This is a genomic window from Variovorax sp. PBS-H4, from assembly GCF_901827205.1.
Classification (GTDB): domain Bacteria; phylum Pseudomonadota; class Gammaproteobacteria; order Burkholderiales; family Burkholderiaceae_C; genus Variovorax.
The window spans coordinates 4,759,947-4,773,829 of record NZ_LR594675.1; the positions used below are offsets into that span (position 1 = coordinate 4,759,947).

Annotated in this window: 11 protein-coding genes; 10 read left to right on the forward strand and 1 reads right to left on the reverse strand. The window is 69.0% G+C overall.

What is annotated here, in order from left to right:
- Nucleotides 1-33 precede the first annotated feature (33 nt).
- The 7 genes from E5CHR_RS22690 to fghA are packed head-to-tail and all read left to right on the forward strand — an operon-like array spanning nt 34 to nt 7,283.
- Nucleotides 34-1,116: a BMP family ABC transporter substrate-binding protein gene (locus E5CHR_RS22690; RefSeq protein WP_162581935.1), complete on the forward strand. Its 1,083-nt coding sequence runs from the start codon at nt 34-36 to the stop codon at nt 1,114-1,116.
- A gap of 11 nt (nt 1,117-1,127) precedes the next feature.
- Entirely contained in the window at nt 1,128-1,805 is a 678-nt protein-coding gene (locus E5CHR_RS22695) for a Rieske (2Fe-2S) protein (protein WP_162581936.1), read from the forward strand.
- A complete protein-coding gene (locus tag E5CHR_RS31870; RefSeq protein ID WP_232062163.1) occupies nt 1,798-3,648 on the forward strand; it encodes a 2Fe-2S iron-sulfur cluster-binding protein in 1,851 nt (616 codons plus the stop codon). The genes E5CHR_RS22695 and E5CHR_RS31870 overlap by 8 nt, the downstream gene beginning before the upstream one ends.
- Before the next feature lie 49 nt (nt 3,649-3,697).
- Nucleotides 3,698-4,342 (forward strand): glutathione S-transferase family protein, encoded by a 645-nt coding sequence (locus E5CHR_RS22705; protein ID WP_162581937.1) that lies wholly within the window; start codon nt 3,698-3,700, stop codon nt 4,340-4,342.
- 55 nt (nt 4,343-4,397) lie between these two features.
- On the forward strand, nt 4,398-5,504 hold the full coding sequence (locus tag E5CHR_RS22710) for an S-(hydroxymethyl)glutathione dehydrogenase/class III alcohol dehydrogenase (RefSeq protein ID WP_162576009.1): 1,107 nt from the start codon (nt 4,398-4,400) through the stop codon (nt 5,502-5,504).
- 13 nt (nt 5,505-5,517) lie between these two features.
- Nucleotides 5,518-6,429: an alpha/beta fold hydrolase gene (locus E5CHR_RS22715; protein ID WP_162581938.1), complete on the forward strand. Its 912-nt coding sequence runs from the start codon at nt 5,518-5,520 to the stop codon at nt 6,427-6,429.
- Nucleotides 6,426-7,283, forward strand: a complete 858-nt coding sequence (fghA, locus tag E5CHR_RS22720; protein ID WP_162581939.1) for an S-formylglutathione hydrolase — start codon at nt 6,426-6,428, stop codon at nt 7,281-7,283. Before E5CHR_RS22715 ends, fghA begins: the two co-directional genes overlap by 4 nt.
- A 75-nt stretch (nt 7,284-7,358) precedes the next feature.
- Here the strand turns inward: fghA and E5CHR_RS22725 are convergent, their stop codons facing one another.
- Nucleotides 7,359-7,892, reverse strand: coding sequence for a gluconokinase (locus E5CHR_RS22725; protein WP_232062164.1), 534 nt, complete (start codon nt 7,890-7,892; stop codon nt 7,359-7,361).
- A gap of 61 nt (nt 7,893-7,953) precedes the next feature.
- Between E5CHR_RS22725 and E5CHR_RS22730 the strand changes: the two genes are divergently transcribed.
- Genes E5CHR_RS22730 through E5CHR_RS22740 form a run of 3 tightly spaced genes read left to right on the forward strand, consistent with a single transcriptional unit; the run spans nt 7,954 to nt 13,881 of the window.
- The gene (locus E5CHR_RS22730) at nt 7,954-11,169 is read left to right on the forward strand and encodes an efflux RND transporter permease subunit (protein WP_162581940.1); all 3,216 of its coding nucleotides are present in this window, start codon (nt 7,954-7,956) and stop codon (nt 11,167-11,169) included.
- 4 nt (nt 11,170-11,173) lie between these two features.
- Nucleotides 11,174-12,382, forward strand: a complete 1,209-nt coding sequence (locus E5CHR_RS22735) for an efflux RND transporter periplasmic adaptor subunit (RefSeq protein ID WP_162581941.1) — start codon at nt 11,174-11,176, stop codon at nt 12,380-12,382.
- The gene (locus E5CHR_RS22740) at nt 12,379-13,881 is read left to right on the forward strand and encodes an efflux transporter outer membrane subunit (RefSeq protein ID WP_232062165.1); all 1,503 of its coding nucleotides are present in this window, start codon (nt 12,379-12,381) and stop codon (nt 13,879-13,881) included. The genes E5CHR_RS22735 and E5CHR_RS22740 overlap by 4 nt, the downstream gene beginning before the upstream one ends.
- Nucleotides 13,882-13,883 lie beyond the last annotated feature (2 nt).

Below are 13,883 nucleotides of genomic sequence, written 5' to 3' on the forward strand. Positions count from 1 at the left end.
ACGACCTCCCCTCATCCCCAGAAGGAGACACCCATGCCCCTGCACTCCCCCGCCCGCGTCCTGTTCGCCGGCGTCTTCGCCGCCTGCACGTCGCTTGCCGCGGCGGCAGCCGATCCGCTCGAGATCGGCTTCGTCTATCAAAGTCCGGTCTCCGACGTGGGCTGGGTTGCAGTGCACGAGAGCGCCCGCAAGCAGCTCGAGAAGGAATTCGGCAGCCGCATCAAGACGCGCGTCGTGCAGGACGTGAAGGTCGGCCCCGACGGTGCGCGCGTCATGCGCGAGCTCGTCGGCGGCGGTGCGGGCCTGGTGGTGCTCGGCAGCTTCGGCTACATGAACGACGGCCTGAAGCTCGCCGCCGAAGAACCGAAGGTCAATTTCATCCATGCCAGCGGCTTCAAGCAGGCGCCCAACTTCGGCACCTACAACGCGCGCTGGTACGAAGGCGCCTATGTCGCGGGGCTGGTGGCCGGCAAGGTCACCAAGAGCAACAAGCTCGGCTACGTGGGTGCCATTCCGATCCCCGACGTGGTTTCCACCATCAACGCCTTTGCGCTCGGCGTAAAGCGCAGCAATCCTGCGGCCACCGTGTCGGTGGTGTGGGTCAACGAATGGTTCAATCCAGGCAGCGAGCGCGATGCGGCCAACTCGCTGATCCAGCAGGGTGCCGACGTGATCGGTTCCGGATTCCAGGACAACCCGGCCATCGTGCAGGCCGCCGACGCCAGGGGCGTCTGGTCGGTCGGCATGTTCTCCGACCTGCGCAAGGCAGCGCCCAACAAGCTGCTGACGTCGATCACGCACGACTGGACGCCGCACTTCCGTCAGGTCGTCGCCGACACGCTCGCAGGCAAGTTCAAGGGCGCCGCCTATGTCGGCACGCTCCAGAACGGCGGCGTGAACCTGCTGGATTGGAACGCGGCCGTGCCGCCGGAGGTCGTCAAGATGGCCAAGGCCGCGCAGGCCGACATCGCCGCCGGCAAATTGAATCCCTTTGCCGGTCCGCTGAAAGACAACACCGGCAAGGTCCGTGCAGCACCGGGTGCGGCAGTTCCCGATGCGGAGATTGCCGGGATGAACTGGTTCGTCGAGGGCATTCAGGGCGCGATGCCGCGCTGAAGGCAGCCGTCATGGATGTCGAAGAAGAACAAGCCGGCAGCGCCTTTGCCGCCGACGGTTGGTTTGCCGTCGAGCTCTCGACGCATGTGCCGGCCGGCCAAGTCGTGCAGACCTTGCTCCACGGCCAGGAACTCGCCCTGTGGCGTCCCTCCTCCGGCCCGGTGCAAGCCTGGGAGAACCGCTGCCCGCACCGCAGCGTGCGGCTGACGCTCGGCTTCGTCGACGGCGACCAGCTGGTCTGTCGCTACCACGGCTGGCGCTACGGCAGCGACGGCCGATGCGCGGGCGTCCCCTCCACGCCCGCGCTCGCGCCGCCGCCCGCCGCCTGCGTGCGGACGTACATGTGCCGGGAATCAGACGGCGTGATCTGGGCCAGCCTGGCACTCGCGCCGCGCGGGTACCCGCCACGGCTGCCCGGCCTCGGCGCGTGCAGGAGCTTCGTCCTGGACCGCGCAGCGCGCTCGCTGGCCGATGAGGTCGCCCATGCGGGCTTCATTCCCGGCGGCCACCCGAGTGCGTGGCGCGAACCCGCCAGCAGCGCCGATGCCGCTACCTTGCTGCTTCAACCGATGAACGCGGAAACGACTTGCGCGCACCTCTTCGTCGCAGAAGGCCTTTCCGCAACGCGGCGCCTGGCCAGCGCCCAACGCATCAAGGCGCTATTCGCCAAGGAGCGCTCCCATGCATGACACGAAGACCGGCACCGACCTGCAAGATGCACTGGACCCGGCCCTTGCCGACGACTGGTTTGCAGTCGCAGCGGGCAGCGATGCCGTTGCGTCGGGGCCGCCACTGCGCCGGCGGCTGCTCGATCGCGAGATCGAAGTCAGGCGCGATGCTCGGGGCGCGCTGTGCGCGCGCATCACGGATGCCGCAAGCGCCCCGTGCGTCGCGCGCGACCACTGCGGCTGCATCTTCGTGTGCCTGGGCGATGCGCCGAGGCCGCTGTTCGCGCTCGACGAATTCGAGGCGCCGGGCCGGCGCTTCGTCTACATGGGCGCGATCGGCGTCCATACCGGTGGACTGCGGGTGGTCGAGAACTTTCTCGACATGGCCCACTTCCCTTTCGTCCATGCGCACATCCTGGGCACCGAGGAAGCGACCGAGGTGCGTGCCTACGACGTCGAGCTCGATGCGCGCGGCGAACTGTGGGCCCGCGGCTGCAAGTTCGTGCAGCCGATGGCTTCGGCTGCATCCGAAGGGCCGGCAGACATCGACTACGTGTACCGCGTCGTCAATCCTTTCTCGCCACTGCTCTACAAGGCACCGGCTGGACGCCCCGGCGAGGCGGACATCATCTTCCTGTTCGTGCAACCCACGCAGGAGGACGCCTGCACCGTGCACTTCGCGATCTCGCTCCTCGACGCCGCCCACAGCGCCGGCGAGATCACGGCGTTCCAGCAGACCATCCTGGGGCAGGACAAGCCGATCCTCGAGAACCACGTCTACAAGCGGCTCCCGCTGGACGCGCGCCTCGAGGTCCCTTCGCGCGCCGACGCGGGCTCGAGCGCCTACCGGCGCTGGCTGCGCAGCATCGGGCTGCGCTGGGGCGTCGAGCCGATGGCCGCCACGGCGCCAGCGCGGCTCGTGGTCGAAGTTGCGGCCAAGCGCAAAGTGGCCGAAGGGGTGGCGAGCTTCACCCTGCGCTCGCCAACGGGCGGGCCTCTGCCGCCGATGACGCCCGGCGCACATCTCGACGTGCACCTGCCGGGTGGACTGATCCGCCAGTATTCGCTGTGCAACGGCCCGGACGACGACGGCTGCTACACCATCGCAGTGAAGCGCGAAGAAGCCTCCCGCGGCGGTTCGGCGGCGATGCACGACCAAGTCGAGCCGGGCGACCTGCTGCAAGTGGGCCTGCCCAAGAACAATTTCGCGCTCGACAGCGCCGCCGGGCACACGCTGCTCATCGCGGGAGGGATCGGCATCACGCCATTGCTGGCAATGGCCCGGCACCTGGCTGCGCGCGGCGACGATTTCCACCTGCACTGCTTCTGCCGCTCGGCCGCGCATGCCGCCTTCGGTGCCGAACTCGAACGCGAGTTCGCGAACCGCTGGACCTTGCACGCCGCGCTTTCGCCCGACGCCACGCGCGAGGCGATCGAGCGCGTGCTCGGCGCCAGCGACGCGGCCACCCACGCCTACACCTGCGGCCCGCTGCCGCTGATGCAACTCGTGGCATCGGTGGGCGCTGCGTGGGGCTGGCCGCCCGAGCGCATGCATTTCGAGTACTTCAAGGCCGCGCGCCCGGTGGCTGCCGGCGGCACGCCTTTCGAGCTCACGCTCGCGCGCAGCGGCCGCACGGTGCAGGTCCCGGCCGAGCGCAGCATCGTCGAGGTCTTGCGCTCGATCGACGTCGCGATCGACACCAACTGCGAGCAGGGCGTGTGCGGCACCTGCCTGTGCACGGTGATCGATGGCCTGCCCGAGCACCGCGACCAGTACCTGAGCGCCGCCGAGAAGGCAGGCAACACGCAGATGCTGCCTTGCGTCTCGCGCGCCCGCTCCGCGACCCTGGTGCTCGACCTATGAGCCGCCTGCTTGCTCCGAAGGGCAAAGGCACTCCAGCGAGCCGCGAACCATGATCAAGCTGTACAACGACGAGCTCTCCGGCAACTGCTACAAGCTGCGGCTCTTCATGAGCCTGCTGCGGCTGCCCTATGCACGGGTGCCGGTCAATTTCCATCCCGGCCGCGAGCACAAGGGCGAAGCTTTCCTGCGCGTCAATCCCTTCGGCCAGCTGCCCGCGATCGACGACGATGGCTATGTGCTGCGCGATGCCCAGGCCATCCTGGTCTACCTGGCCAGCCGCTACGACCGGACCGAGCGCTGGTTCCCAGCCGATCCGGCGACGCGCGGCCGCATCGCGCTCTGGCTGGCCGTGGCCGAGGACATCACGCGCAGCGCCTCGGCTGCACGGCTGCACGACGCCTTCGGCTACCCCTTCGACGTTGCCGCCTGCCGCGGCGCGGCGCACCGACTATTCGCGCACATCGAGGACCATCTTTCGGACGGCGAAATCGAAGGGCGCACCTGGCTGGCGGCGCATGGCGCGACGATTGCCGACATCGCGTGCTTTCCCTACATCGCCCTCGCGCCCGAAGGCGGCGTCGGACTCGAACGCTACCCTGCACTGAGACGCTGGATCGCACGCTTGAAGGCACTGCCGAACTTCGTCGGCATGCCGGGCATCTTCGCCGCAGGCATCGACCCCGAACCGTCTTAAGCTCGGGGGTACGCCGGCTTGCCCGCGGTACCCTCATCCCCCAAAGGACCCCTCAATGAAGACCAAAGCTGCAGTCGCCTGGAAATCCGCCGCCCCCCTGTCCATCGAAACCGTCGACCTCGAAGGTCCGAGGTTCGGCGAGGTCCTGGTCGAGATCAAGGCCACAGGCATCTGCCACACCGACTATTACACGCTCTCGGGCGCCGACCCCGAAGGCATCTTCCCGGCCATCCTGGGCCACGAAGGCGCGGGCATCGTGGTGGATGTCGGGCCCGGCGTCACCTCGCTCAAGAAGGGCGACCACGTCATCCCGCTCTACACGCCCGAGTGCCGGCAGTGCAAGTTCTGCCTCTCGCGCAAGACCAACCTCTGCCAGCTGATCCGCGGCACGCAGGGCAAGGGCCTGATGCCCGATGCCACCAGCCGCTTCAGCCTCGATGGCAAGCCCATCTTCCACTACATGGGCACCTCCACCTTCAGCAACTACACGGTCGCCCCCGAGATCTCGATGGCCAAGATCCGCGAGGACGCGCCCTTCGACAAGGTCTGCTACATCGGCTGCGGCGTGACCACCGGCATCGGCGCGGTGATCTTCACCGCCAAGGTGGAGGCCGGCGCCAACGTGGTGGTGTTCGGCCTCGGCGGCATCGGGCTCAACGTGATCCAGGGCGCCAAGATGGTGGGCGCCGACAAGATCATCGGCGTCGACCTGAATCCCGCGCGCGAGGCGATGGCACGCAAGTTCGGCATGACGCACTTCCTGAACCCGAAGGAGCACGCCAACATCGTCGACGCCATCGTGCAGCTGACCGACGGGGGCGCCGACTACAGCTTCGAGTGCATCGGCAACACGCAGGTGATGCGCCAGGCGCTCGAGTGCACGCACAAGGGCTGGGGCCGCAGCATCATCATCGGCGTGGCCGAGGCCGGCGCCGAGATCAGCACCCGCCCCTTCCAGCTCGTGACCGGCCGCAAGTGGGAAGGCTCGGCTTTCGGTGGCGCGCGCGGGCGCACCGACGTTCCGAAGATCGTCGACTGGTACATGGAGAACAAGATCAACATCGACGACCTGATCACCCACACCATGCCGCTGGAGGACATCAACAAGGGCTTCGACCTGATGAAGCGCGGCGAGTCGATCCGCGGCGTGGTGCTCTACTGACGGCGCTCCGGCGATGACGGCGTTGACACCGCTGCGGCAGATCCGGGCCGGGGTGCTCGACATCGGCTATCACGAGAGCGGCCCCGCCGACGGGCCGCCGGTGCTGCTGATGCACGGCTTCCCCTATGACATCCACGCCTATGCCGAGGTCGCGCCGCTGCTCGCGGCGCAGGGCTGCCGCGTCATCGTGCCCTTCATGCGCGGCTACGGCAGCACGCGCTTCCTCGATGCGGCGACGCCGCGCTCCGGCCAGCAAGGCGCGTTCGGCACCGACCTGCTCGCGCTGATGGACGCGCTGGCCATCCCGCGCGCGGTGCTTGCGGGCTACGACTGGGGCGGGCGCGCCTGCTGCGTCGTGGCGGCGCTGTGGCCCGAGCGCTGTGCTGGCCTGGTTTCGCTCAACAGCTACAACATCCAGGACATCGCTGCCGCTGCCAAGCCGATCGCGCCCGAAAACGAACAGCGCTACTGGTACCAGTACTACTTTCACGGCGAGCGCGGCCGTGCAGGCCTCGAGCAGAACCGCCGCCCGCTGTGCCGGCTGCTGTGGTCGCTCTGGTCGCCGACCTGGACTTTCGACGACGCCACCTTCGAGCGCAGCGCCGCCGCCTTCGACCATCCGGACTTCGTCGAAGTCGTGATCCACTCCTACCGCCATCGCTTCGGCCTGGTGGGAGGCGATCCCGCGTACGACGAGATCGAGCGCCGGCTCGCCGCCCTGCCGCCGATCACCGTGCCAGCCATCACCTTCGACGGCGCCGACGACGGCGTGATGCCGACCGGCGGCACCGCCGCCCATGCCCGCCATTTCACCGGCCCTCACCAGCACCGAGTCGTCACGGATGCCGGCCACAACCTGCCCCAGGAACAGCCTCGGGAGTTCGCCCGTGCAGTCCTCGACCTGGTGACGCCTTCCAAACCATGAACCCAGACATTCGCACGCTGTCCGAACACCGCTGCTTCGGCGGTACCCAGGGCTTCCACGAACACGACGCACGAGAGATCGGCCTGCCGATGCGCTTCTCGGTCTTCCTGCCGCCGCAGGCACAGCACGCCCCGGTGCCGGCCCTGATGTACCTCGCGGGCCTGACCTGCAGCGAGGAAACCTTCATGGTCAAGGCGGGCGCCCAGCGGTTGGCGGCCGAGTTGGGCCTGGCGCTGATCGCGCCCGACACCAGCCCGCGCGGCGCCCATGTGCCCGGCGAGAGCGACAGCTGGGACTTCGGCGTCGGCGCCGGCTTCTACCTCGACGCCACGCAAGCGCCCTGGGCGGCGAACTGGCGCATGGAAAGCTGGATCGTGCACGAGCTGCTGCCGCTGCTGGGCGCGCATTTCCCCATCGACGTCCATCGCCTGGGCCTCTTCGGCCACTCGATGGGTGGCCACGGCGCGCTCACGCTGGCGCTGCGTCATCCGGGCCGCTTCGCCTCGCTCTCGGCCTTCGCGCCGATCTGCGCGCCGAGCGAGTGCCCCTGGGGCGAGAAGGCATTCGGCGGCTACTTCGGCCCGGACCGCGAGCAATGGCTGGCGCACGATGCGAGCGCGCTGATGCAGTCGCAGACCGCCGCGCCCTACCCCGGTGGCATCCTCGTCGACCAGGGCCTCGCGGACAAATTCCTGGCCGACCAGTTGCATCCGCACCGCCTCGAGACCGCGTGCCGCGCCGTGGGGCAGCCGCTCACGCTGCGCCGGCACGAGGGCTACGACCACGGCTACTACTTCGTGCAGAGCTTCGTGGCCGACCACTTGGCGCACCACGCCCGGTTCCTGCGGGGCTGAGGCACGGCCTGCCGGCAAGCGCTGCGGCACTCGCCTTCACCGTCGGCGTGGTGGCCTGCGAAGCGCCGTCGGCATTCACGGCACCGCGCGCAGCCAGGCCCGCACGCGGTCGACGAGTTCGGGCTCGGGCGCTGTCGCATCCACCTCCAGCACGCCCGCCTCCCCCGTCGGCGACTCGAGCGTCGCGAACTGGTCAGCGACCAGGCTGGCGGAGAAGAAGTGTCCAGGCCCGCGCCCGGCGACCCGGCGCTCGGCCTCCTCTCGCGACAACGCCATGAAGACGAAGCGCAGCCGGGGCACCGCGGCGCGCAGCCGGTCGCGGTAGGTGCGCTTGAGCGCCGAGCAGGCCAGCACGGCCCCTTGCGGGTGTGCAGCGAGCGTGCCCGCCAGCGTGTCCAGCCAGCCGGCCCGGTCGGCGTCGGTCAGCGCGATGCCGGCGCGCATCTTGCTGACGTTTGCGGGCGAATGAAAGTCGTCGCCTTCGATCAGCGGCAGGCCCAGGGCCTGCGCCAGCGCGGCCCCGAGCGTGGATTTGCCGCAGCCCGAGACGCCCATCACCACCACCCAGCAAGGTGGGCTCTCGGAAGAAGATAAGTAAAGCTCGGCCATTGGAACTATTGTGTTGCGAACTCTCCTTATGATGGCGCCCTTCGACGGGAAGTAACAAGCCGTGTCCATGGTCTCGCTGGCGCTGCGCCGCCCCTACACCTTCATCGTGATGGCGATGCTGATCGTGCTGGCCACGCCCTTCGTGCTGGCACGCATGGCGACCGACATCTTCCCGGAGATCAACATCCCGGTGCTCAGCATCATCTGGAACTACGGCGGCCTGCCGGCCCAGGAGATGGGGCAGCGCATCGCCGGCCAGACCGAGCGCGGCCTCACCACCACGGTGAGCGACATCGAGCACATCGAGTCGCAGTCGCTGGCCGGCGTGAGCGTGATCAAGATCTTTTTCCAGCCCACGGCCAACATCGAGACCGCGATTGCCCAGACCGTCGCGTCGGTGCAGACCCAGGTGCGCCAGCTGCCGCCGGGTATCACGCCACCACTCGTCATCAAGTATTCGGCTTCCAGCATTCCGGTCATCCAGCTCGCACTGTCGAGCAGCGAGCGGCCGGAGAACTCGCTCTTCGACTCGGCCATCAACCAGCTGCGGCCGCAGCTCATCACCATTCCGGGTGTCGCCATTCCCTTCCCCTACGGGGGCAAGAACCGCGTGATCTCGGTGGACCTCGACACCCAGGCGCTGCAGGCGCGCGGGCTCTCGCCAGCCGACGTGGTGAACGCCGTCAACGCGCAGAACCTGATCCTGCCCTCCGGCACGGCCAAGTTCGGCGCCACCGAGTACAGCGTGAAGATGAACGGGTCGCCGGAGGTCCTGACAGGGCTGAACGACCTGCCGGTGCGCACGGCCAACGGAGCCACCACCTACCTGCGCGACGTGGCCTACGTGCGCGACGGCTTCCAGCCGCAGACCAACATCGTGCGGCAGGACGGCGTTCGCGGCGTACTGCTGTCGGTCATCAAGAACGGCAGCGCCTCGACGCTCGACATCGTCTCCAACCTGCGGGCACTGTTGCCGGTTGCGCAGCAGGGCATGCCGGCGGACATCAAGGTCACGCCGCTGTTCGACCAGTCGCTGTTCGTCAAGGCGGCGGTGCAGGGGGTGGTGCTCGAAGCCGTCATCGCGGCCCTGCTGACCGCCGCGATGGTGCTGATCTTTCTAGGCAACTGGCGCAGCACGCTGATCATCGCGGCGACGATCCCGCTGTCGATCCTGGCCTCGATCCTCGCGCTCTACGCCCTGGGCGAGACGCTCAACCTGATGACGCTCGGCGGGCTCGCGCTGTCGGTCGGCATCCTGGTCGACCAGGCGATCGTGACCATCGAGAACATCGAGCGCCACCTCCACATGGGCACGCCGCTCAACGAGGCGATCATGGTCGGCGCTGGCGAGATCGGCACGGCCGCCTTCGTCTCCACGCTGTGCATCTGCATCGTGTTCGTACCGATGTTCTTCCTCTCGGGCGTGGCGCGCTTCCTGTTCGTGCCGCTCGCCGAGGCGGTGGTGTTCGCGATGCTCGCGTCCTATATCCTGTCGCGCACGCTGGTGCCGACGCTGGTCATGCTGCTGATGGGCCGCAAGCATACGCAGGGCGGCACCGCAGCCGGCGCGAAGCCCAGCCTGCTGCAGCGCCTGTACCGCAGCTTCGACCGGCGCTTCGAGCGCGTGCGGCGCGCCTACACGCTCGTGCTGTCGGCGCTGCTGTCGAAGCGGGGACCCTTCATCGCCCTCTTCCTGGGCTTCTGCCTCCTGTCCTGCCTGCTGTACCCGGCACTGGGCCGCGACTTCTTCCCCGGCGTGGACGCGGGCCAGATCCGCCTGCACATGCGCGCGCCGACCGGCACCCGGATCGAAGAGACGGCGCGGCTGGCCGACGAAGTGGAAGCCGCGATCCGCGAGCTGGTGCCGAAGGACCAGCTCGAGACGATCCTCGACAACCTGGGCGTGCCGAACAGCGGCATCAACCTCTCGTACAGCAACGCCGGCACGATCGGCACGCTGGACGGCGAGATCCTGCTCTCGCTGCGCGACGGCCACCGGCCGACCGATGAGTTCGTCTCGCTGCTGCGCGCGGAGCTGCCCCGGCGCTTTCCGGGCGTCGAGTTCTTCTTCCAGCCCGCGGACATCGTCACGCAGATCCTCAACTTCGGGCTTCCCGCGGCCATCGACGTGCAGTTCAGCGGCAACGACCTGGTCGGCAATGCGCAGCATGCCGCGGCACTGGTCAAGGCCATCCGGAAGATTCCTGGCGCCGTCGATGCCCACGTGCACCAGCGGCTGGACGGCCCCAGCCTCAGCCTGCAGATGGACCGCACGCGGCTGCAGCAGGTCGGGCTGACGGCTCAGAACGTCGGCCAAAACGTGCTGATCGCGCTGTCGGGCAGCTCGCAGACGGCGCCCGCCTTCTGGCTCAATCCTCAGAACGGCGTGGTCTACAGCGTCGCGGTGCAGACGCCCCAGTACAAGGTCGACTCACTCGACGCGCTGCTCAATATCCCGGTGGGCGGCCAGGGCACCGCGGCCGGGCCGCCGCAGCTGCTGGGCAACCTGGTCGAGGCGCAGGCCGCGCGGCAGCCTTCGGTGATCTCACGCTACAACATCTCGCCGGTGATCGACGTCTACGTCAGCGTGCACGGCACCGACCTCGCCAGCGTTGCGGGCCAGGTCAGGAAGCTGGTCGACGAAGTGCGCCCCAGGCTCGCGCGCGGCAGCCAGGTGGCCATCCGCGGGCAGGTCGAGACCATGCAGTCCTCCTTCCTCGGGCTGGGCGTCGGGCTCGCGATGGCGATCGTGCTGGTGTACCTGCTGATCGTCGTCACCTTCCAGTCGTGGCTGGACGCCGCGATCATCATCACCGCCCTGCCCGCTGCGCTGGCCGGCATCGCCTGGATGCTGTTCCTCACCGGCACCACGCTGAGCGTGCCCGCGCTGACCGGCGCGATCATGACGATGGGCGTCGCCACCGCGAACAGCATCCTGCTGGTGGCTTTCGCGCGCGAGCGGCTGGGGGCCGGCGTGCCGCCGCTGTCGTCCGCGCTGGAGGCCGGCGCCACCCGCATCCGCCCCGTGCTGATGACGGCGCTGGCCATGATCATCGGCATGATCCCGATGGCGCTGGGCCTGGGCGAAGGCGCCGAGCAGAATGCGCCGCTGGGGCGCGCGGTGATCGGCGGCCTGCTGTTCGCAACCGTGTCCACGCTCTTCTTCGTGCCGGCGGTGTATGCCGGCATCCATAGCCGCATGGCCCATCGCAAGGGGCGCCAGGCCGAACCGTCCGAACCGTCCGTGCCGCCGCAAGGCACGCCCCAGGAGAGTTGAGACCATGACGGAGCAACGCCACGCGGCATTGGCCATCCATCCGATCGCCGCCGACGAGCAAGGCGAGCAGCACGAGCTGCTGCGGCGGCGCCAGATCGTTCGCCGCACCCGCATTGCCGTCGTCATCGTGCTGGGGCTGCTGGCCATCGGCGCGGCGCGTACCGTATTCGTGCGCATGGCCAACGCACGGGAACTCGAAGCTTCCTCCACCGAGCTGGCCAGGCAGTACGTCAAGACCGTGCTGCCGCAGACGGCGGCAGCCGGCCAGACGCTGGCGCTGCCGGGCACGCTGCAGGGCTTCGTGCAGGCGCCGATCTCCGCGCGCGCCAGCGGCTACCTCAAGCGCTGGACCAAGGACATCGGCAGCCAGGTGCAAAAGGGCGAACTGCTGGCCGAGATCGAGACGCCCGAGATCGACCAGCAGCTCTCGCAGGCCGTCGCGGCGCGGCAGCAGGCGACCTCCAGCCTCGAACTGGCGAAGAGCACGGTGGCACGCTGGGAAAACCTGCGCAAGAAAGACGTGGTCTCGCAGCAGGACCTGGACGAGCGGCGCAGCGGCCTCGCCCAAGCCACGGCCAATGTGGCGGCAGCCGATGCCAACGTCCAGCGGCTGCGCCAGACCGAGGGATTCAAGCGCATCGTCGCACCCTTTGCGGGCGTCGTCACGCGGCGCAACGTCGACGTCGGCGACCTGATCGACGCGGGTGGCAGCCGGCCGCTGTTCCTGCTCGCGCAGACCGATCCGCTGCGCGTGTACGTCAACGTGCCGCAGGCCTACGCGCAGCTGGTCAAGGCCGGTCAGCCAGTGGTGGTGACGCAGGCCGAGCTGCGCGGCCAGAGCTTCAAGGGCGAGGTGGCGCGCACCTCCGGCGCCATCGACACGGCCACGCGGATGATGCAGGTCGAGGTCGCGCTGCCGAATCGCGAGGGCCTGCTCCTGCCGGGCGCCTACGTCCAGGTCTCGCTGCCGCTGGCGGCCAGCCGCGCGCTCAGCATCCCGGCCAACACGCTGCTGTTCCGCCCCGAGGGGACGCGCGTCGCCACCGTCGATGCCGAAGGGCGCGTGCGCCTGCGAACCGTCAACCTGGGCCGCAACTACGGCGAGACGGTGGAGGTGCTGGACGGGCTCGCCGCGAACGACCGCCTCATCCTCAACCCCTCCGATTCGCTGGCCGAGGGCGACGTGGTCGCCGTGGCCAAGGTACCGGCGTGAACGTGCGGCTGCGTCCCTGGGCGGTGGCGGCAGGTGCGCTGCTGCTTGCGGCCTGCGCCGCCGGCCCGGACTATCGCGCGCCGCAAGTCCAGGTGCCGGTGAGCTGGCAGCTCGAGGCGCCCTGGCGCGAGGCCGCGCCCGGCGATGCGCTCGACAAGGGGCCGTGGTGGCAGCGCTTCGGCGACGCCCAGCTCGATCGCCTGCAGCAGCAGGCGCTGCGCAACAGCCCCACGCTGGCACTCGCAGGCGCGCGGCTCGCGCAGGCCCGCGCCTCGCTCGTGGTGGCCGACGCGGCACGCTTTCCGCAACTGGGCCTGGGCGCACGCGCGGCACGCCTGAAGATCTCCGCCAACCGCCCGCTCACCAATTACACGGCGCAGAACTTCTCGACCGTGCAGAACGACTTCGCGCTCTCGCTCAACGCAAGCTACGAGTTCGATCTGGCAGGCCGCGTGCAGCGTTCGGTCGAAGGCGCGACCGCGTCTGCCGAGCAATCGGCCGCCGACCTGGAAAACACGCGCTTGCTGCTCACCACGGACCTCGCGTCGGCCTATTTCAATCTGCGCGCGACCGACATCGAGCTCGACGTGCTTTCGCGCTCGATCGCGCTGCAGCGCCGCGCGCTGGAGCTGGTGACGGCGCGCCACGAGCTCGGCGCCGTGTCGGGGCTGGACGTGGCGCAGCAGCAGGCACTGCTGGACAGCACGCTGGCACAGGTGGACGTGCTGACGAAGCAGCGTTCGCAGTACGAGCATGCCCTTGCCACCCTGAGCGGTACTCCGGCGCCCAGCTTTGCCCTGGCGCCCGACCTGCGCCCCATCGTGCCTCCCCCCATTCCGCTCGGCGTCCCCTCGGAGGCGCTGGAGCGCCGCCCCGATATCGCCTCGGCAGAGCGCGCCATGGCCGCGGCCAACGCGCAGATCGGCGTCGCGACCGCGGCCTTCTATCCGAGCGTGATCCTGGCACCGACAGCCGGCGTGGACAGCCGCCTGATCGAAAACCTGTTCAATGCGCCGAGCTTGCTGTGGTCGGTGGGCGTCTCGGCCACGCAGGTGCTGTTCGACGGCGGGCGCGTGCGCGCCAACGTCGACTTCGCGCAGGCCGGGCATGCGGCCACCGTCGCCAACTACCGGCGCGTGGTGCTGACGGCCATGCAGGAGGCGGAAGATGGCATCAGCGGCCTGGCCGCACTGGACCGCGCGGTGACGCAGTCGCTCGCCGCTGCCGATTCGGCACGCCGCGTGCTCGACATGGCGACCAGCCGTTACGAGGGCGGCGCCTCGACCTACCTCGACGTGATCAGCGCGCAGCAATCGCTGCTGACGGCCGAACGCCAGGCCGCCCAGCTCCAGGGCCAGCGCCTTCTGACCACGGTGTTTCTCGTCAAGGCCCTGGGCGGTGACTGGTGCGGCGTTGCGCCGGACGGCGCCGGCGCAGTCGAAGCGGGCGCCAGACCTGACTGCCCTGCCCCGCAGCGCCGGTTGGCCGAAATGCACTGAGG

What these genes read in the sequence shown, in the direction of transcription:
- E5CHR_RS22690 (WP_162581935.1), top strand. Translation starts at nt 34, where the DNA reads ATGCCCCTGCACTCCCCCGCCCGCGTCCTGTTCGCCGGCGTCTTCGCC.
- E5CHR_RS22695 (WP_162581936.1), top strand. Translation starts at nt 1,128, where the DNA reads ATGGATGTCGAAGAAGAACAAGCCGGCAGCGCCTTTGCCGCCGACGGT.
- E5CHR_RS31870 (WP_232062163.1), top strand. Translation starts at nt 1,798, where the DNA reads ATGCATGACACGAAGACCGGCACCGACCTGCAAGATGCACTGGACCCG.
- E5CHR_RS22705 (WP_162581937.1), top strand. Translation starts at nt 3,698, where the DNA reads ATGATCAAGCTGTACAACGACGAGCTCTCCGGCAACTGCTACAAGCTG.
- E5CHR_RS22710 (WP_162576009.1), top strand. Translation starts at nt 4,398, where the DNA reads ATGAAGACCAAAGCTGCAGTCGCCTGGAAATCCGCCGCCCCCCTGTCC.
- E5CHR_RS22715 (WP_162581938.1), top strand. Translation starts at nt 5,518, where the DNA reads ATGACGGCGTTGACACCGCTGCGGCAGATCCGGGCCGGGGTGCTCGAC.
- fghA (WP_162581939.1), top strand. Translation starts at nt 6,426, where the DNA reads ATGAACCCAGACATTCGCACGCTGTCCGAACACCGCTGCTTCGGCGGT.
- E5CHR_RS22725 (WP_232062164.1), bottom strand. Translation starts at nt 7,892, where the DNA reads ATGGCCGAGCTTTACTTATCTTCTTCCGAGAGCCCACCTTGCTGGGTG.
- E5CHR_RS22735 (WP_162581941.1), top strand. Translation starts at nt 11,174, where the DNA reads ATGACGGAGCAACGCCACGCGGCATTGGCCATCCATCCGATCGCCGCC.